At 43.9% G+C, this 22,304-nt stretch carries 21 protein-coding genes; 16 read left to right on the top strand and 5 right to left on the bottom strand.

Features of this window, described 5'->3' with window-relative positions:
* The first annotated feature begins 2 nt into the window (after window positions 1-2).
* The 3 genes from DC345_RS19140 to DC345_RS19130 all read left to right on the top strand — a co-directional run bounded on the left by DC345_RS19140 (window position 3) and on the right by DC345_RS19130 (window position 3,524).
* Window positions 3-1,511: a response regulator transcription factor gene (locus DC345_RS19140; protein WP_113054422.1), complete on the top strand. Its 1,509-nt coding sequence runs from the start codon at window positions 3-5 to the stop codon at window positions 1,509-1,511.
* A 196-nt stretch (window positions 1,512-1,707) separates the two neighbouring features.
* Complete coding sequence (gene paiA, locus DC345_RS19135; protein ID WP_113054421.1) at window positions 1,708-2,226, top strand: spermidine/spermine N(1)-acetyltransferase; 519 nt, start codon at window positions 1,708-1,710, stop codon at window positions 2,224-2,226.
* A 164-nt stretch (window positions 2,227-2,390) separates the two neighbouring features.
* On the top strand, window positions 2,391-3,524 hold the full coding sequence (locus DC345_RS19130; RefSeq protein WP_113054420.1) for a serine hydrolase domain-containing protein: 1,134 nt from the start codon (window positions 2,391-2,393) through the stop codon (window positions 3,522-3,524).
* A gap of 124 nt (window positions 3,525-3,648) precedes the next feature.
* On the opposite strand, the gene DC345_RS19125 is transcribed toward DC345_RS19130, so the two are convergent.
* Complete coding sequence (locus tag DC345_RS19125) at window positions 3,649-4,593, bottom strand: DMT family transporter (RefSeq protein WP_258530716.1); 945 nt, start codon at window positions 4,591-4,593, stop codon at window positions 3,649-3,651.
* Between the two features lie 165 nt (window positions 4,594-4,758).
* On the opposite strand from DC345_RS19125, the gene DC345_RS19120 reads away from it, so the two are divergent.
* Complete coding sequence (locus DC345_RS19120) at window positions 4,759-5,250, top strand: MepB family protein (RefSeq protein WP_113054419.1); 492 nt, start codon at window positions 4,759-4,761, stop codon at window positions 5,248-5,250.
* A gap of 9 nt (window positions 5,251-5,259) precedes the next feature.
* On the opposite strand, the gene DC345_RS19115 is transcribed toward DC345_RS19120, so the two are convergent.
* A complete protein-coding gene (locus DC345_RS19115) occupies window positions 5,260-5,571 on the bottom strand; it encodes a YbjQ family protein (protein ID WP_113054418.1) in 312 nt (103 codons plus the stop codon).
* A gap of 171 nt (window positions 5,572-5,742) precedes the next feature.
* On the opposite strand from DC345_RS19115, the gene DC345_RS19110 reads away from it, so the two are divergent.
* The 3 genes from DC345_RS19110 to ppsA all read left to right on the top strand — a co-directional run bounded on the left by DC345_RS19110 (window position 5,743) and on the right by ppsA (window position 11,051).
* The gene (locus tag DC345_RS19110; protein WP_064640793.1) at window positions 5,743-6,477 is read left to right on the top strand and encodes a response regulator transcription factor; all 735 of its coding nucleotides are present in this window, start codon (window positions 5,743-5,745) and stop codon (window positions 6,475-6,477) included.
* The gene (locus DC345_RS19105) at window positions 6,474-8,222 is read left to right on the top strand and encodes a sensor histidine kinase (RefSeq protein WP_113054417.1); all 1,749 of its coding nucleotides are present in this window, start codon (window positions 6,474-6,476) and stop codon (window positions 8,220-8,222) included. Before DC345_RS19110 ends, DC345_RS19105 begins: the two co-directional genes overlap by 4 nt.
* A gap of 213 nt (window positions 8,223-8,435) precedes the next feature.
* Window positions 8,436-11,051, top strand: a complete 2,616-nt coding sequence (gene ppsA, locus DC345_RS19100; protein WP_113054416.1) for a phosphoenolpyruvate synthase — start codon at window positions 8,436-8,438, stop codon at window positions 11,049-11,051.
* Window positions 11,052-11,159: 108 nt separating this feature from the next.
* Here the strand turns inward: ppsA and DC345_RS19095 are convergent, their stop codons facing one another.
* Entirely contained in the window at window positions 11,160-11,585 is a 426-nt protein-coding gene (locus DC345_RS19095; RefSeq protein WP_113054415.1) for a MaoC family dehydratase, read from the bottom strand.
* 426 nt (window positions 11,586-12,011) lie between these two features.
* On the opposite strand from DC345_RS19095, the gene DC345_RS19090 reads away from it, so the two are divergent.
* From DC345_RS19090 to DC345_RS19050, 8 genes are all read left to right on the top strand, one after another.
* On the top strand, window positions 12,012-13,475 hold the full coding sequence (locus DC345_RS19090) for a DHA2 family efflux MFS transporter permease subunit (RefSeq protein ID WP_113054414.1): 1,464 nt from the start codon (window positions 12,012-12,014) through the stop codon (window positions 13,473-13,475).
* A 452-nt stretch (window positions 13,476-13,927) separates the two neighbouring features.
* Window positions 13,928-14,917: a LacI family DNA-binding transcriptional regulator gene (locus tag DC345_RS19080; RefSeq protein ID WP_113054412.1), complete on the top strand. Its 990-nt coding sequence runs from the start codon at window positions 13,928-13,930 to the stop codon at window positions 14,915-14,917.
* Window positions 14,910-15,791 carry a ribokinase gene (gene rbsK, locus DC345_RS19075; RefSeq protein WP_113054411.1) on the top strand — a complete coding sequence of 294 codons (882 nt, stop codon included), beginning with the start codon at window positions 14,910-14,912 and terminating at the stop codon, window positions 15,789-15,791. Before DC345_RS19080 ends, rbsK begins: the two co-directional genes overlap by 8 nt.
* Window positions 15,788-16,189 carry a D-ribose pyranase gene (rbsD, locus tag DC345_RS19070; RefSeq protein ID WP_113054410.1) on the top strand — a complete coding sequence of 134 codons (402 nt, stop codon included), beginning with the start codon at window positions 15,788-15,790 and terminating at the stop codon, window positions 16,187-16,189. Before rbsK ends, rbsD begins: the two co-directional genes overlap by 4 nt.
* 15 nt (window positions 16,190-16,204) lie before the next feature.
* Window positions 16,205-17,686, top strand: a complete 1,482-nt coding sequence (locus DC345_RS19065; RefSeq protein WP_113054409.1) for a sugar ABC transporter ATP-binding protein — start codon at window positions 16,205-16,207, stop codon at window positions 17,684-17,686.
* A gap of 1 nt (window position 17,687) precedes the next feature.
* On the top strand, window positions 17,688-18,659 hold the full coding sequence (locus DC345_RS19060; RefSeq protein WP_076289211.1) for an ABC transporter permease subunit: 972 nt from the start codon (window positions 17,688-17,690) through the stop codon (window positions 18,657-18,659).
* Between the two features lie 14 nt (window positions 18,660-18,673).
* Entirely contained in the window at window positions 18,674-19,603 is a 930-nt protein-coding gene (gene rbsB, locus DC345_RS19055) for a ribose ABC transporter substrate-binding protein RbsB (protein WP_113054408.1), read from the top strand.
* Between the two features lie 207 nt (window positions 19,604-19,810).
* Window positions 19,811-20,176 (top strand): hypothetical protein, encoded by a 366-nt coding sequence (locus DC345_RS19050; RefSeq protein WP_113054407.1) that lies wholly within the window; start codon window positions 19,811-19,813, stop codon window positions 20,174-20,176.
* 150 nt (window positions 20,177-20,326) lie between these two features.
* On the opposite strand, the gene DC345_RS19045 is transcribed toward DC345_RS19050, so the two are convergent.
* Both DC345_RS19045 and DC345_RS19040 read right to left on the bottom strand, forming a co-directional pair.
* Entirely contained in the window at window positions 20,327-20,779 is a 453-nt protein-coding gene (locus tag DC345_RS19045) for a hypothetical protein (RefSeq protein ID WP_113054406.1), read from the bottom strand.
* Window positions 20,780-20,825: 46 nt separating this feature from the next.
* Window positions 20,826-21,272 carry a hypothetical protein gene (locus tag DC345_RS19040; protein ID WP_113054405.1) on the bottom strand — a complete coding sequence of 149 codons (447 nt, stop codon included), beginning with the start codon at window positions 21,270-21,272 and terminating at the stop codon, window positions 20,826-20,828.
* Window positions 21,273-21,440: 168 nt separating this feature from the next.
* Here DC345_RS19040 and DC345_RS19035 point away from each other — a divergent pair, with 168 nt between their 5' ends.
* A complete protein-coding gene (locus tag DC345_RS19035; RefSeq protein ID WP_113054404.1) occupies window positions 21,441-22,013 on the top strand; it encodes a TetR/AcrR family transcriptional regulator in 573 nt (190 codons plus the stop codon).
* Window positions 22,014-22,304 lie beyond the last annotated feature (291 nt).

Raw genomic sequence — 22,304 nt, 5'->3', positions numbered from 1 at the left:
CAATGTACAATATCATGATCGTTGAGGATAGCAAACCTATATTGCGCAATATTAAAATGCTGCTGGACACGCTGGATTTTCCCATTCACGTGGCAGTTACGGCCACGAATGGGGAAGAGGCGCTGGCAGCACTTCAGAAGCAGCCAATCGATCTTCTGTTGACAGACATACGGATGCCCAAGATGGATGGCTTATCACTAATTGAGCACGCCAAGCTTGCTCAGCCTGAGTTAAAGGTTATTCTAATTAGCGGGTATAGCGATTTTGAATATACACGAAAAGCATTGAATTTACAGGTGTTCGACTATTTGCTGAAGCCCGTCGAGCCTGAGGCGCTGGAGGAAGTCATGGGCAGAGTTATTAAACAGCTCGATCAATCGAGATCCAGGAACTTTCATGAGCTGCAGGAGATCGTTGATCCCCATAGTTATGCTGAACTTAAGCCGGGGGAACATGCTGTTTTTTTGTCCCAAATAATGATTGTTCTACGTAGGCAGCCTTTCACCCCGGAACGGGAACGATGGGGACAAAAGACGTTACAGGCTTCTTTAGAAGATTTTTTTGCTTCTCGTCCATGTAAAGTGTTTCTAAGTCAAACTCCGCAGCAATTCATCGTTTTTGTAAATAAAGGAATTCTTGATTTGTATTCCTCTGTACATGAATGTCTGGAATCGCTGCGCCGCCATTTGGTTTCACAAGGTATGGACACAACAATCGGTGGGCAGCTGCTATGGTCGGAATCCGTTATTTTGTCTGAACTTTATCACCAAATATCGTCCATTTTATCAATGCATCAGCGATTGAACAATGGATTGGTGCTGGATAGCGGGAATCCCGTCTCTATAGTAAGAACTGAAGCAGGTTGTCTGGATTCCACACTGGAATTTTCGTTTGTCCAGATGATACAAGCTCGTCAAAAGGAACAGTTTGCCCTTAAGCTATCCGAGTTAATGAATCGATGGACAGAAGAAAACGTACATGTAAAAGAATTGGAACGTTTTATCAACTTAGTGGTGGATACATTCGCACATTTGGTTGAAGAGCAAGGTGCGGGAATTAGGCTTGGTTTGGAACTTAGAGCAAAAAAGTTATTTGATGAAGAAGCATATGGTGATTTCTGCGTTGAGTTAACGGAATGGATTGGACAATGTTTTGATATGCTTCAATCCCATGGACGCAAAAGCAGAGAAGATCTGTTTGTGCAAATGGATGAGTACATCAAACGGAACAAGTATACCCAAATATCCATCAATGACATTGCAATGAAGTTTCACGTCAGCCCCTCTTATGTTAGCAGAGTGATTAAAAGCGTAACACAAGTCACGTTTGTTCAGTATTATACAAAGCTTCGAATGAAGGAAGCATGCAGACTCATGGAATGTCAACCGGAGATGAAATTTAAGGAGTTATCGGATCTGTTATCGTTCAGTGATCAGCATTATTTCTCCAAGGTGTTTAAGGAATACACAGGACTAAGTCCCACAGAATATAAAGAAAAACTGCTTAAATAATCTGATCGGGGAAACCTTATTAAAAATTCCGAAAACGTTTGCTAAGTATATCAATTTTGCTTCTCCTTGCTAATTTATGTTGCAAACTATACAAATTAGAAGTAAATTAAGAATATAAATAATGTTGTGTTTACAACAAAAAAACCGACCTGTTTTTAAATGGATAATTGATTCATAGAAGGAGCGATACATCACAATGACAGTAGAAATAAGAGCATGCAGTCACGAGGATTTACTAAAACTACAAGAAATAAGTATAGAAACATTCAACGATACATTTAAAGATCAGAATTCCCCTGACAATATGAGAGCCTATCTGGAGAGAGCATTTAACGCTAAACAGTTGGAAGCCGAATTATCCAATAGCTGTTCAGACATCTTTTTCGTTTACTACAATGATGAACTTGCCGGATATCTAAAATTGAACAGAGATAGCGCCCAGTCTGAACAAATGAGTGATGGTTCACTTGAAATCGAGAGAATATATATTAGGAAAAAATATCAAAAGCATGGACTAGGTAAATATCTGCTAAATAAAGCTCTGGAGACCGCAGTGAAATACAAAAAGAAAGAAATCTGGCTTGGTGTATGGGAAAAGAATGGCAATGCCATTGCTTTTTACAAGAAGATGGGGTTTGTCCAAACCAGCTCACACTCTTTTTATATGGGGGATGAGGAACAAATCGATTTTATCATGGTCAAGACACTCCAGTAATTGTACCGATCCTAAAAAGTGGTGCAGAATGTTTAAAGTTGCTTTTCATTAGATATGGTCAATGCATGTGAATGGTCGTATATTAATACTATGTGGGTCATGTGTATGAACATAGATCCACGATGTGCATTGATAAACGATTCTACATAGAAGGACGGGGAAATATGGACTTTAAACCGCTAGCGTCATTTATTGATCGCATCACATCATGGAGAATTCCGTGGGCAGAGGTCCTTGTGATGCATCAAAATGATACCGTTTTCCGTTACCGGAATGGTTACGCCAATCTGGAGGAGCAAACGCCCATCGGCGATGGGGCAATCTTTAATCTTTACTCCATGACGAAAATTATGACCTGTGTGGCAGCGCTTCAACTTGTCGAGAGAGGGCAGATGCTGCTGAGCGATCCGGTATCCGACTATCTGCCGGAATACGCCGAGATGACGGTGAAGAAAACATTATCGAGCGGCGAGGTCAGATTGGAAAAAGCGACAAAGGCAATTACAGTACGCGACTTGTTTACGATGACTGCCGGGTTCTCCTATGATGTTGGCTCGCCAAGCATTCAGGAAGCTGTGCAGAACACCAACGGAACATTATCGACAAGAGACTTCGCGAAAGCGCTCGCCAAGGAACCGCTTCTGTTTGAGCCAGGTACGCATTGGAACTATAGTATGTGTCACGACGTGCTGGGAGCCTTGGTCGAGGTTGTAAGTGGCAGACGTTTTGGTATGTATCTGCAAGAAGAAATTATCGGGCCGCTGGGTATGAACGATACGGCGTTCGATCTGAACGATGAACAAAAGACCCGCCTGATTCCGCAGTATGCTTACAATGATGAGCTTGAAAAAGCCATCCGAATGGACGGAAACGGATTCCGGGTAGGCACGGATTTGGAGAGCGGTGGTGCCGGACTATTGTCCACCGTTAGCGACTATGCACTGTTTCTTAGCGCACTGACGGGAAAAGGAACAAGTCCGAAAGGCGTTCGCATTCTGTCACAGGCTTCAATTGAGCTGATGCGCACAGACCATCTGAACGATCTGACCCGTGGTGATTACTCCTGGGATCATATGGGAGGGTATGGTTATGGGCTGGGTGTACGTACGCATATCTCCAAAGCTGGCAGCGGTTCGTTAAGTCCACTAGGTGAATTTGGATGGAGTGGTGCTGCGGGCTGTATGGCCATCATTGATCCAGACTCTGAACTTACGGTCATGTATGCGCAGCATCTGCTGAACAATCAGGAGCCTTATGTTCATCGGCGCTTGCGTAATGTTGTTTATTCCTGTTTGTAATGCGAAAAGGTGAGGCTTTAAATACAAGAAAAGGTCGCTAATTAGCGACCTTTTTGTATTTAAAGAGTACGTTCTTGTACCAAGTCTTAGGTGGGTGGTCCCCATTCGTTTGGAAAGAAAAATATTATTTTGATGAGGTGACTCTATTGACCATATAAATACCGATGGATACAAAGAGCAATGCGACTAGGTTTTTGAATTCCAAAATCGTTTCTCCCAAAAACAATGCCGATAGCAATGCACCAAAGACAGGGATAAGGAAGTTATACACTGATACTTTCCCCACTTTGTTGTATTTCAGAAGTAGATTCCACAAGCAAAATGCAGCTGATGAAAGTAAAACTAAGTAAATCAAGATACCCGTTGATTCAAGTGTAAAATGGGTAACCCGGCCGCCAAGCAGTAATCCCAGTATGGTGAGTCCCAGTCCGCCGACAAACAGGCTAACTCCGGTAATAACGAGGACGTCGATGGAGCCAGTTAAGTGCTTTGCATAGATGGCCGTAATAGAAAAAATAAGAGCCGCAATAATAACGAAACCTTCACCTGTGAGAGAGAAAGAGAATTCCAGCAGGTTGGAGTGGAAATTAACAATGATTACGCCAATAAATCCAAGCAGACAGCCGGCTATTTTATTTTTGCTCAGTTTATCATTTTTATATAAAAAGTGAGCTAGAACAACACTGAAAAAGGTCGTTGTCGCATTCATAATCGAACCTTTGACTCCTGTCGTATTGGCTACACCCACATAAAAAAACAGATACTGCAGACCTGTTTGGAACAAGCCAAGCAATATTAAGCTTGAAAATTGCCGTCCAGACAGTTCAAATTTCCGTTTACTAATGACACGAAACAGGAAAAGAAGCAGTAATCCTGCCAAAATAAATCGATAACCCGCAAATACAAATTTGGATGGAATATCTTCTGCCAGGATGTCAAAAGCACTATATCCAAGCTTAATAAACGGGTAGGCACTTCCCCATAACAAGCAGCAAATACTTGCAACTAACGTTACAAATAGAGGATCGCTAAACTTATTCGGGTTCTCCATTGCTTTTATTTCATTCACTTTCAATCTTCTCCTCGCATGATATGTAAATGTGTACGGTCTGATCGCACCTCACTGACCATATCACAAACTGCGAGTAGCTGTAACAAAAAAATGAATTTCCGTTTCATACAAAGCTAAGAGGCTATAATTAACGTTGTGAAAAATGATTGAGGGGATGATAGCATGTTTAAATCTAAAGAGCTAATAGATAGCATACTTGCTAACTTTGATAATATAGAGATTACCTGCATTATTGAAGAAAAGCATAATAGAGAATATGAAGGAATGATTATCTATATTGGAGATTATAAATATCGAAGTCGCCTCGCCAAATTAACTCCAAAGAAAAAAGGTTTTTTTGTTGTATTTTGGGAAAAAGACGAAAACAATCAAAATCAACCGTACTCCTTTTTCGAAAGTCCAGACAAACTAATAATCTCAATTATAAATGGAAATATGAAGGGACAATTCGTTTTTCCAAAATCTAAATTACTCGAAAAAGGAATTTTGAAAAACAATGACACTAAAGGGAAGATGGCTATTAGAGTTTACCCTTCTTGGGAAAAAGAGTTAAATAAATCAGCTGTGCAAACACAAAAGTGGCAACAACAATACTTTATTGATTTATCGGATGAAATAGATGACCAAAAATTAATAGACTTATATTTTGGTTAGTTTGGATGCCTAAATAATAACTGCCGTTCCGCTTACAGCAACCATGAGCATACCTTGACGGACAACCTCGTAATTCAGATCCACACCGATTACGGCATTGGCTCCCATCTGTGCGGCTTGCTCGGTTATTTCTTCAAAGGCAGCGTCTCTTGCTTCCCTTAGCTTGTTCTCATAGGTACGAGAACGGCCGCCTACAAGATCTCTAAATGAAGCGAGAAAGTCTCTCCCGACATTGGCAGCGATGATGACTTCACCTGTTGCAACGCCGATATACTGTCTGACTGGGGAACCTTCAATTATTGGTGTTGTTGTAATTAGCAAATGTTTTCCTCCTAAAATAAAGTAGATTTGTTGCGAATCAGTATCTCATTTCCTATGCTAACAGCGTTATTGAAACAGAGCCTAAACGAGTTGCTGAACAATCGTTTAAGTTTGCCCAAGCCGTTTAGGTTCTGTTAATGTGAGTATGCTACTATGAAATGGGTGAAAACGATGACTAATCAAACGGATATTAAAATCGCAATTGTCGACGACGAACCCTCGATAGTCACCATGCTGCAAATGGTGCTTCGCAGGGCAGGGTTTCATCAGCTGTACGATGCCTCCACCTGTGCGGAAGCTCTCGATCTGGTGAAGCGGGTTTCCCCGGATATCGTCCTGCTCGACATCACGCTCCCGGACGGGAGTGGTCTGGAGCTCTGCTCCAAGCTTCGTGAATACGGAAATCCGCATATTTTATTTCTGACGGCTAAGGCATCCGATCTCGATGTGCTGAGGGGATTCGCCATGGGCGGGGACGATTATATTACCAAGCCCTTCAATCCTTTGGAGGTAGCTGCAAGAATTCAGGCGCGCATACGCCGTTTGGAGCCTGAAACTCCAACTGTGAGTCAGGTGAAGCGTCCTGAACCAGGGGTTTACCGATTCGGCCGCTTCACCGTGAATGAGGCGGAAGGTGAGTTAATCGTGGAGGGACAGTCTGTCCCTTGTCCTGCACAGGTTTTCCATCTACTGCTGCATTTCTGCAAGTTTCCAGGAGTCGTATTTTCCAAAACACAGCTCTACGATCAGGTGTGGGGGATCAACGGACAGGGAGATGACTCCACGGTAATGGTACATATTCGGCGCATACGAGAGAAGATCGAGAGCGATCCAGGAAATCCAAGATTGCTGCTCACTGTACGCGGGCTCGGCTACAAGCTGTCGAAGGAGTTTCAGGAGCAATGAAGATACAACAGCGCATGACATTCCACTTCACGTATCAATTGATCTTTTATGCCCTGATCATTCTGGCCATTACTCTCATTGCTTGCATTATATACTTTCAAAACACGACCAATAGTGAGTTGCGCCGGAACTTTTCAGTAGGTGCCTTACAACTGATTGCTCAAGAAGCTTCTTCAAAGGACGGGACCATTCAGATCTCCCCCAAGTGGGATAAGCTCATTGAGGAAAAAGGAATGTGGATGCAGGTTGTAAATGCCGAAGGGGACGTCATCTACGAAGTAAATACAAATTCGTATGATGGGCTGTCGCCATCGTACTCTATCGCCCAACTGCTCGATATTCAGGAGACACGGACACTTGGGACATATGCTGTTCAAACTCATCTGAACTTTGCCTTTAATGTGCCGGTTCTGTATGTCCTTGGCTACCAAAGTTCTGATCTTGATCAGCTCATGGCCTGGTTCCACGAATATGGGCAACAAGGGAGGGTGTCTAGCGAAAAGCTTCCCTTTCTGGATCAGCGACTGCGTGAAACCGGCAGTTATCTCCAGGTAATCAATTCCTCTGGTCATGCAGAACAAGCCATCGGTGATGAAACTTATTTGCAGAAGGGCTACCGTCCACTGGACATTCTGGCAATCCAGCAATCGCCCAGCAACTATGATACGAATATTGTCGCCCATCGGGACCAGCGTAGTGGAATGACCTGGATTCTTTATACGCGCAATCCAGCGGGTGGTCCTTTGAAACATCCGGCGATGGATACGGCAACACGCGGACTCATGTGGTTTGCAGGTCTAGCTCTTCTCTTGGCAGTACCCTTATCGGTCTGGCATGGCTACCGTTACGGTCAGCCACTAATTTTGTTCGCAGGCTGGTTCGAACGTATGGGGCGTGGGCAGTATGATCAGGTACTTACCGCCAAGGACAAACGCAAGATATTCCGCTCCAATGGCACGATGCGAAACCGTTACAGGCTCTATAAGGAAGTCATTGAATCCTTCTATCAAATGGCTGATCAATTGGCCCAAACCGAGAAGGAGCGCGAGCGGCTGGAGAAAGATCAAAGAGAGTGGATGTCAGGAATTTCACATGATCTGCGAACCCCTCTGTCCACCATTCAAGGTTATGGATATATGCTTGAGAGTTTACCGGAACAATGGAGCCAAGGAGAGATGCGTACCATGGGGGCGACGATCCGGGAAAAGGGGGATTACATGCTTGAGTTGATCTCTGACTTTTCCATGATCCATCAGCTCAAGCAAGGTGATTCGATTATGGAGCTTCGGAAAATCGATTTGGTTGAGCTGGTGCGTTGCTCCGTGCTGAAGTATGTCAATGACGCTACGCTATCTGAATACCAGTTTCACTACGTTGGAGAGGAGCGTCCCTTGTGGGTACAGGCTGATGAAACCTGGTTGCTGCGGTTAATGGATAACTTGCTGTCCAACGCCGTGAAGCATAACCCGCCAGGCGTGAACGTGACCGTTTCCATCGGCAGAATGAACAATAAGGCATGTATCCGCGTATTCGATAATGGCAAAGGGATGGACGAGGAAACGCTGCAGCATTTGTTCAATCGTTATTATCGGGGAACAAATACAGAGGAATCGACGGCTGGCTCTGGACTTGGGATGAGCATTGCCAAAACGATCGTGGAAGCACACGGCGGAGAAATTCATGTACAATCCAAAATGCGGCAAGGTACGAAAATTGAGATCTGGTTGAGGAGAGCCATGTTTTGATAGGCTATTAATAATATTTGAATCAAAAAAGAACCTGGGCAATTATCCCAGGTTCTTCGATATTGTATATAAATAAACACAATGTTATAATCAGATTACATTTCTTTTGATATCGTAGACATAAATATCTTATCTTATATTTAAATCTTATCATGGCGGTAAACTCTTTGTCAAATGTTTTTTTCTCAATTTATTGGTTAGGGGAGATACGGAATGAATTCTTTGGTTATCGGATTTCAGGAAACGGAAAAATTGCAACTTGCGCTCGTTGGTGGAAAAGGATTAAATCTAGCGAAGTTATCAAAGGTTGAAGGAGTAGAGGTCCCCGATGGATTTTGTGTTACAACTGTTGGGTATCAAAAGGCCATCGAACAAAATGAAGCATATCATGCGTTACTGAATCAACTAACCTTGTTGAAAATAGGAGAACGAGAGCAAATTGGTAATATCAGCAGGAAGATCAGGGAACTTATTATGGGCGTAGACATTCCTGTCGATGTTGAAAAAGAAGTTGCTCTTTATCTCTCCACATTTGGAGAGGGTCATGCGTATGCAGTACGTTCTAGTGCGACCGCTGAAGATTTACCACATGCCTCTTTTGCGGGTCAACAAGACACCTATTTAAATATCATTGGGAAAGAATCAATTATGCACCATATCAGCAAATGTTGGGCTTCCCTGTTTACGGATCGCGCAGTAATCTACCGTATGCAAAATGGATTTGATCATGGTCAGGTTTATTTGTCCGTTGTCATTCAAAAGATGATATTCCCAACGGCCTCAGGGATTTTATTTACGGCTGATCCGATCACATCCAACCGGAAACTGCTATCCATAGATGCCAGCTTTGGACTTGGTGAGGCGTTGGTGTCCGGCTTGGTATCTGCCGATTGTTATAAAGTACGAGAAGGTGAAATTGTCGATAAGAGGATAGCCGTCAAAACGTTGGCTATGTATGGAAGGAAAGAGGGTGGAACGTCTACACATCAGATCGATCCCGTGCTGCAAAAGACGCAAACACTTACCGATCAACAGATTTTAGAACTGGCACGCATAGGAAGACAGATTGAAGCTCATTTTGGTTTCCCGCAAGATATTGAATGGTGTTTGGCGGATGATACGTTTTATATAGTCCAAAGTCGGCCAATCACTACGTTATACCCTATTCCTGAAGCGAGCGACCAGGAAAATCATGTGTACCTTTCTGTGGGTCATCAACAAATGATGACTGATCCCATGAAACCACTGGGCTTATCTTTCTTCCTATTAACGACTCCGGCACCCATGCGTATAGCTGGTGGAAGATTGTTTGTTGATATTACGCCTAGGCTGGCTTCGCCTGTCATGAGAGAAAACTTCATAAATACCATGGGACAATCCGATCCGCTCCTTAAGGACGCACTTACAAATGTAATCGAGCGCGAGAATTTCATAAAATCGTTACCTATTGATCAGCCAGCACCAATACCACGTAATAACCATAAACAGAGCGTGTCCGAGGGGTTTCAAGCACATATTGAAAATGAATCGACTATCGTCTCTGATTTGATTACGAGCAATCAAGCCTCAGTAGAAGCGTTAAAACGTAACATCCAAAACAAGTCTGGGTTGGATTTGTTTAATTTTATCCTTGAAGATCTCCAAGAATTGAAGAGATTTCTATCTGACCCACGAAGTTCAAATGTATTTATGACTGCCATGAATGCTTCTGCATGGATTAATGAAAACATGGAAAAGTGGTTGGGTGAGAAAAATGCCGCAGATACACTGTCTCAATCTGTTCCTAACAATATCACTTCGGAAATGGGTCTGGCTTTACTGGATGTTGCAGATGTAATTCGTCCCTATCCTGAAGTCATTGCTTATTTACAGCATGTGAAAGAGGATGACTTTATGGATGAACTGCTTAAGGTTGAGGGAGGACAGGACACAAGGGACGCTATCCAGGATTATCTGGACAAATACGGAATGCGATGTGCCGGAGAAATTGATCTGACCAGAACCCGTTGGATTGAAAAACCCATTACCATTGTGCCGCTGATTCTAGGTAACATCAAAAACTTTGAGCCTAATGAAAGCAAACGGAAATTCGAGCAGGGACGACAGGAAGCGTTGAAGAAAGAACAGGAGATACTAGATCGATTGAAGCTGTTGCCTGGTGGTGAACAAAAAGCCAAGGAAACGAAACGAATGATCGACCTGGTTCGCAACTTCATCGGTTATCGGGAATATCCCAAATACGGCATCATCAATCGTTACTTTGTATATAAACAGGCTTTATTGAAAGAAGCTGAGCGACTTGCACAAGCGGGTGTTATTGCTGGAAAAGAAGATATATACTATCTCACTTATGAAGAACTTCGTGAAGTTGTTCGCACCAATGAACAGGATGAGAAGATCATTACTCAACGGAAAGACGATTACAAAATCTATGAAAAGCTAACTCCCCCTCGTGTGATCACGTCTGATGGTGAAATCATTACAGGTCAGTATAAACGTGAAAATATGCCAGCCGAAGCCATTGTGGGTCTGCCTGTTTCTTCGGGAGTTATCGAGGGCCGTGCACGTGTCATCTTTAATATTGAAGATGCGGATCTGGAAGATGGAGACATACTAGTGACTCCCTATACGGATCCGAGTTGGACACCATTATTTGTATCTATTAAAGGCCTAGTGACGGAAGTGGGTGGACTGATGACCCATGGAGCTGTGATTGCGCGTGAATATGGCTTGCCGGCCATTGTCGGAGTGGAGAAGGCAACCCATCGAATAAAAGATGGGCAACGAATTCGGGTACATGGAACCGAAGGATATATTGAAATATTGTAAAATACACGAATTGAGAATGTACAGCAGTGATCGCGCATCAGACCTGATGTGCGATCGTTTTTTATTTTCAAAGTCAACAACGGAAACGAATTGTACAAAAATCAAAAATCAATTGCTAATCAGAGCACTTAATTCTGCCTGAAAGACCTTTTCATTATTTTGGTTGAAGGTAGTGAGCAGCACGGTGACAATTCCACCACTACTCCTTCTTGGGGACAATTCAATCACTTCTGAGACAACACTGATTTCATCATCTGGAAACACAGGTTTGATAAACTTTATGTTATTCATGCCCGTACCTGCAACAACATCTTCTCCATATATCCCGAGTTCCACCCAAAGTTTGAAAGATGTGCTCATCGTCTGCATACCCGAAGCAATGAGGCTGCCGAAGCGGCCTTCTTTTGCTTTTTTCTCATCTATATGCATATATTGAGGGTCGTAAATTTTTGCAAAATCAATAATATCCTTCTTTGACAATTGAATAGACTCTGTTCTATAGGTTTCGCCTATTACATACTCGTTAAATTTCAATGATGTACACCTCCATTTTCTACTCTAAAGGATAAGTCGAATTTAAGGCAAGCAATACTCACCTAGAACTTGTATCTTAGTATCCAATTAAAACCATGTAGGGGTTGCAACGAAACTATTGAATTCTTTAGTGCCCACAAAAAATATTAAGAATTTAAACATGGATCAACTGGGTGAACATTTGATTATAATCCATATATCATTTTGCTAAAACACAGGATTTTATGGCTTCAATGAAAACAGTTTCAAGCTTGAATTAGATAATTATACATATCGTATTTGGAATTTGTGTATTTTCATTTGTAGGAGCAATTGCTACACTGTGTATATCGATAATGAGAATCATTATTAGTGTACTGGACACAACAATTTTTTGGAGAATGGTGGGTAGGGGAGATTCACAACAGAACTTAAGGAGTGTAAATAATGCGAGCTTCTACAGCCACATCCGATGCTGGAATTAAAGCAGTCAAGAAAGACATTAGAGTATTTCCTATCGTTCTCGCTTTTTTGATGAGTGGGTTCATCGGTCTGTTCGGTGAAACGGCGTTAAACGTAGCGCTTACCGATTTGATGCAGATCTTCAACATTGGATCGGCGACCATTCAATGGCTGACAACAGGCTATTTGCTGACCATGGGGGTACTCGTTCCACTATCAGGTCTGTTAATGCAGCGTTTTACAACAAGACAACTGTTCATAACGTCACTTCTATTTTCATGTCTCGGTGCTCTGATTGGAGCCGTTGCTTCAAGTTTCGGTGTATTAATGGTTTCGCGTATTATTCAGGCAGTAGGTACTGCGCTGTTACTACCACTTATGTTTAATACGATACTGCTCATTTTCCCGGTCGAAAAGCGCGGTGCAGCCATGGGACTGGTTGGACTCGTTATCATGTTCGCCCCTGCGGTCGGGCCGACAATTGCCGGTCTGCTCATTGAAGCGCTGAACTGGCATTATATCTTTTGGCTTTCATTTGTTTTTCTTGTCATGGCTCTTATCATTGGAATTCTCACGATGCAAAATGTTTCTGAAACGACCAAGCCGCGTATTGATTTACTGTCCATGCTGTTGTCGACCCTAGGCTTTGGAGGTATTGTTTATGGTTTCAGTAGCGCTGGGGAAGGGGATGGGGGATGGACCAGTTCCACTGTAGTCATCTCCCTCGCAATCGGTCTTGTTGCGCTTATTCTTTTCACAATTCGACAGTTGAAAATACCCAATCCGCTGCTTGATCTGCGCGCCTTTAAGTACCCGATGTTTACAATTGGTGCGCTAATGGTTGCACTTTGCATGATGGTCATCTTGTCCTCGATGCTCGTACTGCCAATGTACCTGCAAGTAGGCCTTGCGTTCTCCACGCTTAGCGCAGGTCTGATCCTGTTGCCCGCGAGTGCATTGAACGGACTTTTGGCTCCGATTATGGGCAGGCTGTTCGATAAATATGGCCCCAAATGGATCGTTCTTCCTGGGATTGTCTTAATAGCTGTGGCACTCTGGTTGTTCTCTTGCGTTACACTTGCTTCCTCGGTGGCCTTTATTATCATGGTTCATGTTATTATGATGATCGGCGTTTCAATGATCATGATGCCTGCCCAAACGAATGGCCTCAACCAGCTTCCACCGCAGCTTTATCCGCACGGAACGGCAATCATCAACACAATGCAGCAGGTATTTGGTGCGATTGGTACAGCTGTTGCGGTAAGCGTGATGAGTAATGGACAAGCCAAATATATGAGTCAGGCAACGAATCCAAACGACTCTTCACTTATCCCGCTTTCCTTGACTGCCGGTGTACAGGATGCGTTCATATTCGGCATGATCATTGCCCTTGTTGGGTTTGTGCTTTCCCTTTTCATCAAAAGAGTAGTGGTCAATCGCTTGAACTAGCATTGGACAAAACAATGCTCCATTTAAAGTCGCTGATTTAGCGGCTTTTTTGTTTTCAGTTCAATCCAGAGTTGAAAAGGTTAGCTTATATTCAGTTCGATTTCCGAAAACCACGATGATCCTTTAAAAAGAGAATCCCCTACAATCCGTTTACTTATTCCAGGTCTGCAGCTTCTCACCAAGGTAATGGAGTACCTTAATACGTACGTCGGAGTCCCCCTCGAAAAAGGCGATAAACTGGTCAATATCCTGATATACAACTGATAAGAATTGTTTATTTGGTTTGAATATATGGATTGTTTCTGAAGCTGCTATGGCATGATGATGCAACTGTAATCAGGTCTCTTTTCTGGTGTGTGGATTAAATTTCCAGTAACAAAAAGATTGTCAAACTGAAAAAAATATGATAATTTCATATCTGTAACCGGTTACACACATAGGAGTGAACGTTCATGACAACAATAAAAGATGTAGCTAATTTGGCTGGTGTCTCAGTAGCCACCGTATCAAGGGTCATTAATGAAAGAGGTTATGTTCATGCGGACACTCGTAAGAAAGTGGAGGAAGCGGTCAAGCAGCTTAACTTCTCTCCCAATGAGGTAGCTCGCTCTTTATACAAGCGTAAGTCCAAATTGATTGGCCTGCTGTTACCCGATATTGCAAACCCTTACTTTCCGCAGCTTGCGCGCGGCGTAGAGGACCGGATGCAAGAGCAGGAATTCAGACTGATTTTCGGAAATAGTGATGAGGATGAACAGAAGGAAAAGGATTATATCCAGACTTTTATCCAGAATAATGTAGTCGGCGTAATCTCTTCAACGAATTACCCTCATTCTTCAATATATGAGAATTTGAAAATTCCCGTGGTGTTTCTTGACAGAACACCTCTGGACAGTCCCTCCGTATTTGCGGATGGCAGAGAGGGTGGACGTCTGGCTGCACGGGAAATCATCAAGCGCGGAAGCCGCCGAATTACAGTTATGCAGGGACCAACACATATCAAACCTGCACAGGATCGTTTTGAAGGCGCAATCGAGAGCATTCGTCAGGCTGGCCTGGATTACCGTGTAATCCAAACGACATCCTTTTCCTTTAACGATGTTGGGTTATGGGCGGATGAGCTTTTCAGCAAGTATGGCGATACCGACGGAGTCATTGCAAGTAATGACATTGCAGCTATGGCGGTACTGCATGAGGCTTTGCGAATCGGCAAAAAAGTTCCGGAGGATATGCAGATTATTGGATTCGATGATATCCCGATGAGCAGCCTGTTATCGCCGGCATTGTCAACCATTCGCCAACCGGCGTACGAGATGGGAAGGGAAGCTGCCGGTTTGCTTATCAAACTTGTGGAACAAGCTCCAATCGAAAACAAACACATACAGCTTCCGGTCAGTTTCATTGAACGGGGCACAACAAGAAAGGTGAATTCAAATGGCTAAAATATGCGTAATTGGCAGCAGCTCCATGGATTTGGTTGTTACTTCTGCAAGGCGGCCGGGGGCGGGTGAAACCGTCCTTGGTGACAGCTTCAAAACCGTTCCGGGCGGCAAAGGAGCAAATCAGGCAGTCGCTGCCGCAAGGCTGGGGGCCGACGTTTCCATGATCGGCCGGGTGGGCGATGATGCTTTTGGTACAGCCATTTTAAATAATTTCAAAGCAAATGGTGTAAATACGCAGAATGTGAAACCGGTTACATATTTGGAGAGCGGTACGGCTCATATCGTGTTGGCTGAAGGTGATAATAGTATCGTGGTCGTTGAAGCAGCAAACCGCGAAGTTACAGCAGCCTATGTGGATGAAGCGGCAGAAGTGATCCAAAGTTCAGATATTGTACTGATTCAGCAGGAAATTCCGGAGGAAACCGTTGTTCGTGTCAGCGAAATTTGTGCCCAAAGCGGAACGCCCCTGTTGTTGAATCCAGCGCCGGCGAGAAAAGTACCGGATGAGGTCATCGACAAAGCTGCTTATATCACACCGAATGAACATGAGGCCGAGATTTTGTTTCAGGGAATGACCCCGGCAGAGGCGCTGCGCAAATATCCAAACAAGTTGTTTATTACGGAGGGCAGCAACGGGGTTCGATATTTTGACGGCGTACAGGAGATCGTTGTACCAACTTACAAAGTGGAACCAGTGGATACAACCGGAGCGGGTGATACGTTTAACGCCGCATTTGCGGTCGCTCTGGCGGAAGGTAAACCACTACAAGACAGCATTAGATTCGCTAACCGGGCTGCTTCGCTATCTGTGACCAAATTCGGTGCACAAGGAGGCATGCCGACACGGGATGAAGTGGAGGAAAGCCTGAAATGAAGAAGCATGGAATATTGAACAGTCACATCTCCAAGGTGTTATCTGATCTGGGTCATACAGACATGATTGTCATTGCGGATGCTGGCCTTCCAGTTCCAGATGGTATACCCAAAATTGATCTGTCCCTGAAACTGGGGACACCGAGTTTTCAAGAGGTCGTGGAGCTTATTGCAGACGATATGGTCGTTGAGAAAGTGATTTTGGCAACAGAGATCAAGGCAGGGAATCCAGAAGCTTTGCAATGTATTACCGAGAAATTTGGCGATGAAGTCATTGACGTTTCCGTCAGCCATGAACAATTCAAGGCATTGACCCGGAATGCTAAAGTCGTCATTCGTACGGGCGAAGCTACACCTTATGCCAATTGCATTTTACAATCGGGCGTCATTTTCGGTTAAAAGGGGGACAGTATCATGCATATTCAGATGCAGGACATATATAAAGCGTTTGGCACCAACCAAGTGCTAAGCGGGGTAGATTTTGAATTGAAGGAAGGAGAGGTTCATGCCCTGATGGGAGAGAACGGGGCCGGCAAATCAACGCTTATGAACATTTTAATTGGTCTTCACGGGCGGGATCAGGGAACCATCTCCATTGACGGCAAAGAAACCTATTTTGCCAATCCGAAGGAAGCCGAGAAGATGGGGCTTGCTTTTATCCACCAAGAGTTGAACGTTTGGCCGGAGATGACGGTGCTTGATAATCTCTTCATCGGTAAGGAAATAACTTCATCCTTTGGGTTGCTGAATTCAAGACAAATGAAAGCGCTTGCCGCCGAGCAGTTTGCCAAGCTTTCCGTGCAGATCCCGTTGGATCGTCCTGCCGGTGAATGTTCTGTCGGTCAGCAGCAAATGATTGAAATTGCCAAAGCACTGATGACCGACGCCAAAGTTATCATTATGGATGAGCCAACAGCCGCGCTTACGGAGCGGGAGATTCAGAAGTTGTTCGGCGTAATCACTTCGCTTAAGAAAAATGGCGTTTCCATCGTATATATCTCGCACCGGATGGAGGAGATATTCACCATTTGCGACCGGATTACGATCATGCGGGACGGCAAAACGGTAGACACCAAAACGATTCCGGAGACCAGTTTTGACGAAGTGGTGCGGAAGATGGTTGGACGGGAACTCACGGAACGATATCCGGCACGAAATCCTTCGTATGGTGAAGTGGTCCTTGAAGTACGGGACGCAAGCAGCAAGGGATTGTTCCAGAATATTAGCTTCACAGTGAGAGCAGGCGAGATCCTCGGGTTCTCCGGGCTGATGGGTTCTGGACGAACAGAGATCATGAGGGCGATCTTCGGTTTGGAACCTCTGGACCGTGGCGAAATCATTATTCGAGGCAAAAAGGTTCATATTCGGAAGCCAGCGGATGCGGTTAAACATGGAATTGGATTTATTACGGAAGACCGCAAGGATGAAGGCTTGGTGCTCGATTTCTCCATTCGTGAAAATATGGCCTTACCGAATCTGTTCAGCTTCTCAAGTAAGGGCTTCATCTCGACTCAGAAAGAACAGGAATTCGTCGATACGCTCATCAAACGTTTGCAAATTAAGACGCAATCCTCTGAGACGGCAGCACGAAACCTGTCAGGGGGCAACCAACAGAAGGTGGTTATCGCCAAATGGGTCGGCATTGGTCCTAGTGTACTCATCCTGGATGAGCCAACACGAGGCGTGGACGTTGGAGCTAAGCGGGAAATTTATCAGTTGATGAACGAGCTGACAGACCGCGGAGTTGCCATCATTATGGTATCTTCGGAGCTGCCTGAAGTACTCGGTATGAGTGATCGAATCGCGGTAGTGCATGAGGGACGAATTAGTGGTGAACTGGCAAAAGAAGAAGCAACACAGGAAAACATTATGACATTGGCTACAGGGGGACAATGATATGACAACTTTGCAGGAAAACCAATCCGCCAAGAGCGGTTTCCGCTTGACAAATGTGACACAGAAATTAGGTCCATTGCTCGGACTGATCATATTGATTATCATCGTATCGGTGTTGAATCCAAGCTTTTTGGAACCGCTTAACATCTTGAATCTATTGCGTCAGGTTTCGATTAATGCGCTAATTGCTTTTGGCATGACATTTGTCATTCTGACTGGCGGCATCGACTTGTCGGTCGGCTCCATTTTGGCTTTATCGAGCGCCTTTGTAGCCAATATGATGCTGTCTGGCCTGGATCCGATTTTGTCGATCATTATCGGGGTGGCACTTGGTGGTGTCATGGGTATGGTGAACGGCCTGATGATTACAAAGGGTAAGATGGCCCCGTTTATTGCTACCTTGGCGACGATGACGGTGTTCCGGGGATTGACGCTGGTATATACAAACGGTAATCCGATTACCGGATTGGGCGATAGCCTGCTGTTCCAACTGTTCGGTCGTGGTTATATGCTAGGCATACCGGTTCCAGCAATCACAATGCTCATTACTTTCGTAATTCTGTGGACGATTTTGCATAAAACGGCTTTTGGCCGTAAAACGTACGCGCTTGGTGGCAACGAGAAAGCATCGATTATCTCAGGTATTAAAGTGCATCGTGTAAAAATCATGATTTACTCCTTGGTAGGTATGCTGTCAGCGCTGGCAGGCGCGATCCTGACATCCCGTCTGAATTCTGCGCAACCTACGGCAGGTACTTCATATGAACTTGACGCCATTGCAGCAGTCGTTCTGGGTGGAACAAGTCTATCAGGTGGTAGAGGACGGATCGTCGGCACACTGATTGGGGTCCTGATTATCGGCGTGCTGAACAATGGTTTGAACCTGCTCGGAGTGAACTCGTTTTATCAAATGGTTGTAAAAGGCGTCGTTATTGCCATCGCTGTCCTGCTGGACCGCAAGAAAACGGCTTAAGGAGAGAAGCAAACATGAAAAAACTAACCATATTGCTTGTAAGCGTGATGATGATTGTTCTGGCGGGATGCTCTCTGGAGCCTCCGGGTTGGGCTAAGCCTGACTCTGCCGGAAGCAATGGACAGAAAAAAATCGGCCTGTCAGTTTCCACGTTGAATAATCCCTTCTTTGTTTCCCTCAAGGACGGGGTAGTTGCAGAAGCCAAAAAACAAGGAATTGAAGTTATCGTGGTTGATGCTCAAAATGATTCCGCTAAACAAACGAATGATGTGGACGACTTGATTCAACAGGGCGTGGATGCCCTTCTGATTAACCCTGCGGATTCTGCGGCAATCTCCACAGCTGTTCAATCTGCCAATAGTGTAGGCATTCCCGTGATTACATTGGACCGTTCCGCAGACAAAGGCGACGTGGCAGCGTTAGTCGCATCGGATAACGTCAAAGGTGGACAAATGGCCGCGGAATATTTCGTGAAACAGCTTGGCGAGGGAGCAAAAGTGATCGAACTTGAGGGTGTACCCGGAGCTTCCGCAACAAGAGAGCGGGGGAAAGGTTTCCACGAGATTGCTGACCAAAAACTAAATGTGGTTGCGAAGCAGTCTGCCGATTTTGATCGCTCCAAAGGTCTGAATGTAATGGAGAACCTGCTGCAGGGCAATCCTGATGTGCAGGCGGTGTTTGCCCATAACGATGAGATGGCACTGGGCGCAATTGAAGCGATTCAAAGTTCTGGTAAAGATATTCCCGTAATTGGATTTGACGGCAACGATGACGCGATCAAATCCATTAAGGACGGAAAGTTGACAGCAACAGTCGCTCAGCAACCAGTACTGATTGGCCAACTGGCGGTGCAAGCTGCTCTGGATGTGCTTGGCGGCAAGCAGGTAGAGAAATCAATTCCAGCTGAATTGAAGCTGGTGACTAAGGAAAACGCAAACGATTAAATCATCCTGTATATCCCGTTCTGAACGTAAAAGTCTAGGGCGGGATTTTCATTTCATTTTAATTCATTTTATTTTATCCAACTGCTACACTGGAGACGATAGTTGACATTGAAGCCTGCGGTAGTTTTTAATCGTTATATTATTAATCACATCTCGCCGGGATTGTAAATTAGTTGTATGCATGAGAAAAGGAGAGGTTAGCTCTACATGGAAAATGTATCAGAGGAAGATAAATTGCAATCCATCCATGCCTTCCAATCGACCATACGCAAATCCGAAAACGCATTGACTAATTTGACTCAGAAAGGGAATAACACTACTTTATTAAAGAAACGACTGAACGCCTTATATATCGGTTTATCGATGCTTGAAACGGCCTGGAATCAAAAAGCTCATCATTACACCAAGGAAGAGTTAGCAGAAGCTCGCAATGTTCTTAGCGGTTTATTCCCATCACTTGAGAACAGTTACAGTAAGTCAAAAACGGGCAGCCCTCAAAAAACGCTTTTGAGAAGAAGAATTAAAGCATTTGAACTGGCTGTTCAGGTCATGGATGACGTTATGAGAAAATAAATTGCTGGGGCAAAAATCGTATTTGCCATACTTACACTTTTTAAGAAACGTCAATGGTTCGTGTAAATAAGTTTTTAGCAAGATCCCAAAAAAACCATCTCAATTATTGAGATGGTTTAATTTTTGTTCATACGCTTCAAACATATTGACTCAATCATCAGAATAAACAGTTGTATTGAAACTTTCAGGACCCAAACGTACGTTATTCACATTATAAATGGGGTTATAGGAGAATGTGGCGTACGCTGAATAGACAAGCTGCCCGTTGCCTGGGGCTGGTACATTGAACTCCGAACCGGTAAAGCTTAAAATGCAAGGACTGAAAAAAGGGTTGTCCAATACAGTTGTAGTGGCCCGATACACAAGCTGTTGCGAACCGCCTAAACCTCGGTATACTTCTATGACAAGATCTCCGTTAACTGGCAACTGACTTGCCGTAAGTTCGATGATTCCCGAAAAAAAAGTCCGAATCGACATACCCGGGTTACTGATTTGCAATCCAACCTGTGCAAACAATAGCGGGACACCATTCGTAAAGCTGGGAGTTAAAATTTGCTGGCCATTGGAGCCTTGGGAAGTCCGTGCATCTAACGTTTTAACCATGAAATTTCCTCCTTCCGTATTTTCATAGAGTCCAGTTAGCCATGAGTTAATCGTCGCTGTATGAAACCGCATTGAAGCATTCTGGACCAACGCGGCTGGCTTGCTCTGATGGGGATGCCGGAACAAATGTCACAAAACAAGAATAGATAAGCTGCCCGGAAGGAGGAGGAGGCACATTGAAATCAGAACCATCGAAGCTTGCCAGTATGCTACCCACAGAAGGAAATATAGGCTGGGAAACGACATAAATCGGCGTGCCTGTGTAGGTCGAACCTCTGAAAATTTCAAATCGAACGGAAGAAGGTTGTGAGGACAAATTTGCTACCGAAATCCGATAGGTTCCGTTAAACTGAGTGCGAATAACTGTTCCTGGATTGACAATGTTTAGACCAAGGATACCCACCAAAGTAGGCGTATTTGGAGTGAGTGGAACATTAAACGGAGCAACACCGTTAGACCCGAGTGAAGTACGAGCGTCAAGCGTACGAACCATAACAATTCCTCCAATCTATTATTATGTTATATCTTATGTAGCTAGTTTCAAAGAGTTATCAGCTAATTGGTAAGGATTTTTTCGTGGAACTAACCTTATATCCTCTGGAACCATGTAAGTTTCCCAATCGGGGGCTTCAATGTATAATGATTATTCGAGGTGATGAAGATGGCAAGATCCAAAGAATTTGAAGTTAATGAAGTATTAGATAAAGCAATACAACTGTTCTGGGCCCAAGGATATGAGAAAACTTCGATGCAGGATTTGGTTGAATATATGGGCATTCATCGAAGAAGTATCTATGATACCTTTGGGGATAAGCATGCTCTGTTTATGAAAGCTCTTGAACGATATGAATCGAAGCAGACCAACAAAATGAGTTTTCTAATTGATACCCAAAAACCAATCAAAGAGATTATTCGGGCATTGTTTGAGTCAACAATAAGAAATGAAGGACAACCTATAGGCTGTTTTCTTGTAAACTCAGGCGTGGAACTGGGCGTATTGGATCCTGAGGTTGCATCCTTGGTTAATGAGAGTTACTTGCGAACAGAGGAATTCTTGAGAAACCTTGTTCTGGAAGGCCAGCAAAAGGGTGAAATCAAGGCTGACGTTGACCCTGTAGTTATTTCTCATTATTTGATGAATGCTTGGGTGGGGATACGAACGTTGGTTAAAACCACTACGGATTCGCAAAAATTAACAAATATTATGGATATGACATTATCCGTTTTAGATTGAAAATGGAGTTAAGGCATGGCAGGCAAAGAGGGGTTGTCTCCATGAAGGCTGGTTGTTTTAGTGATACAGGTTCTTGTCCAGTTATCGTTATAAAGAACTTGTATCGCATCTCTGGCAAAACTCATGGTTTCCTGTTCCACGTGATTATATAGTAGCCAGAAAATAATTCTTTACTGTTCGTTCTAGAAATGATATTCTAAATAGCAAGTTAGATCTAACTGTTTTTTTTGCAATATTAAGAACGATCGTTCTAAAATTATTTTCAAAGTTTGAATACTAAAATACATGTTG

This window comes from Paenibacillus taichungensis (assembly GCF_003287275.1).
Lineage (GTDB): Bacteria > Bacillota > Bacilli > Paenibacillales > Paenibacillaceae > Paenibacillus > Paenibacillus taichungensis_A.
This window is presented reverse-complemented; position numbering and strand designations above follow the sequence as displayed.

What these genes read in the sequence shown, in the direction of transcription:
- DC345_RS19140 (WP_113054422.1), top strand. Translation starts at nt 3, where the DNA reads ATGTACAATATCATGATCGTTGAGGATAGCAAACCTATATTGCGCAAT.
- paiA (WP_113054421.1), top strand. Translation starts at nt 1,708, where the DNA reads ATGACAGTAGAAATAAGAGCATGCAGTCACGAGGATTTACTAAAACTA.
- DC345_RS19130 (WP_113054420.1), top strand. Translation starts at nt 2,391, where the DNA reads ATGGACTTTAAACCGCTAGCGTCATTTATTGATCGCATCACATCATGG.
- DC345_RS19120 (WP_113054419.1), top strand. Translation starts at nt 4,759, where the DNA reads ATGTTTAAATCTAAAGAGCTAATAGATAGCATACTTGCTAACTTTGAT.
- DC345_RS19110 (WP_064640793.1), top strand. Translation starts at nt 5,743, where the DNA reads ATGACTAATCAAACGGATATTAAAATCGCAATTGTCGACGACGAACCC.
- DC345_RS19105 (WP_113054417.1), top strand. Translation starts at nt 6,474, where the DNA reads ATGAAGATACAACAGCGCATGACATTCCACTTCACGTATCAATTGATC.
- ppsA (WP_113054416.1), top strand. Translation starts at nt 8,436, where the DNA reads ATGAATTCTTTGGTTATCGGATTTCAGGAAACGGAAAAATTGCAACTT.
- DC345_RS19090 (WP_113054414.1), top strand. Translation starts at nt 12,012, where the DNA reads ATGCGAGCTTCTACAGCCACATCCGATGCTGGAATTAAAGCAGTCAAG.
- DC345_RS19080 (WP_113054412.1), top strand. Translation starts at nt 13,928, where the DNA reads ATGACAACAATAAAAGATGTAGCTAATTTGGCTGGTGTCTCAGTAGCC.
- rbsK (WP_113054411.1), top strand. Translation starts at nt 14,910, where the DNA reads ATGGCTAAAATATGCGTAATTGGCAGCAGCTCCATGGATTTGGTTGTT.
- rbsD (WP_113054410.1), top strand. Translation starts at nt 15,788, where the DNA reads ATGAAGAAGCATGGAATATTGAACAGTCACATCTCCAAGGTGTTATCT.
- DC345_RS19065 (WP_113054409.1), top strand. Translation starts at nt 16,205, where the DNA reads ATGCATATTCAGATGCAGGACATATATAAAGCGTTTGGCACCAACCAA.
- DC345_RS19060 (WP_076289211.1), top strand. Translation starts at nt 17,688, where the DNA reads ATGACAACTTTGCAGGAAAACCAATCCGCCAAGAGCGGTTTCCGCTTG.
- rbsB (WP_113054408.1), top strand. Translation starts at nt 18,674, where the DNA reads ATGAAAAAACTAACCATATTGCTTGTAAGCGTGATGATGATTGTTCTG.
- DC345_RS19050 (WP_113054407.1), top strand. Translation starts at nt 19,811, where the DNA reads ATGGAAAATGTATCAGAGGAAGATAAATTGCAATCCATCCATGCCTTC.
- DC345_RS19045 (WP_113054406.1), bottom strand. Translation starts at nt 20,779, where the DNA reads ATGGTTAAAACGTTAGATGCACGGACTTCCCAAGGCTCCAATGGCCAG.
- DC345_RS19040 (WP_113054405.1), bottom strand. Translation starts at nt 21,272, where the DNA reads ATGGTTCGTACGCTTGACGCTCGTACTTCACTCGGGTCTAACGGTGTT.
- DC345_RS19035 (WP_113054404.1), top strand. Translation starts at nt 21,441, where the DNA reads ATGGCAAGATCCAAAGAATTTGAAGTTAATGAAGTATTAGATAAAGCA.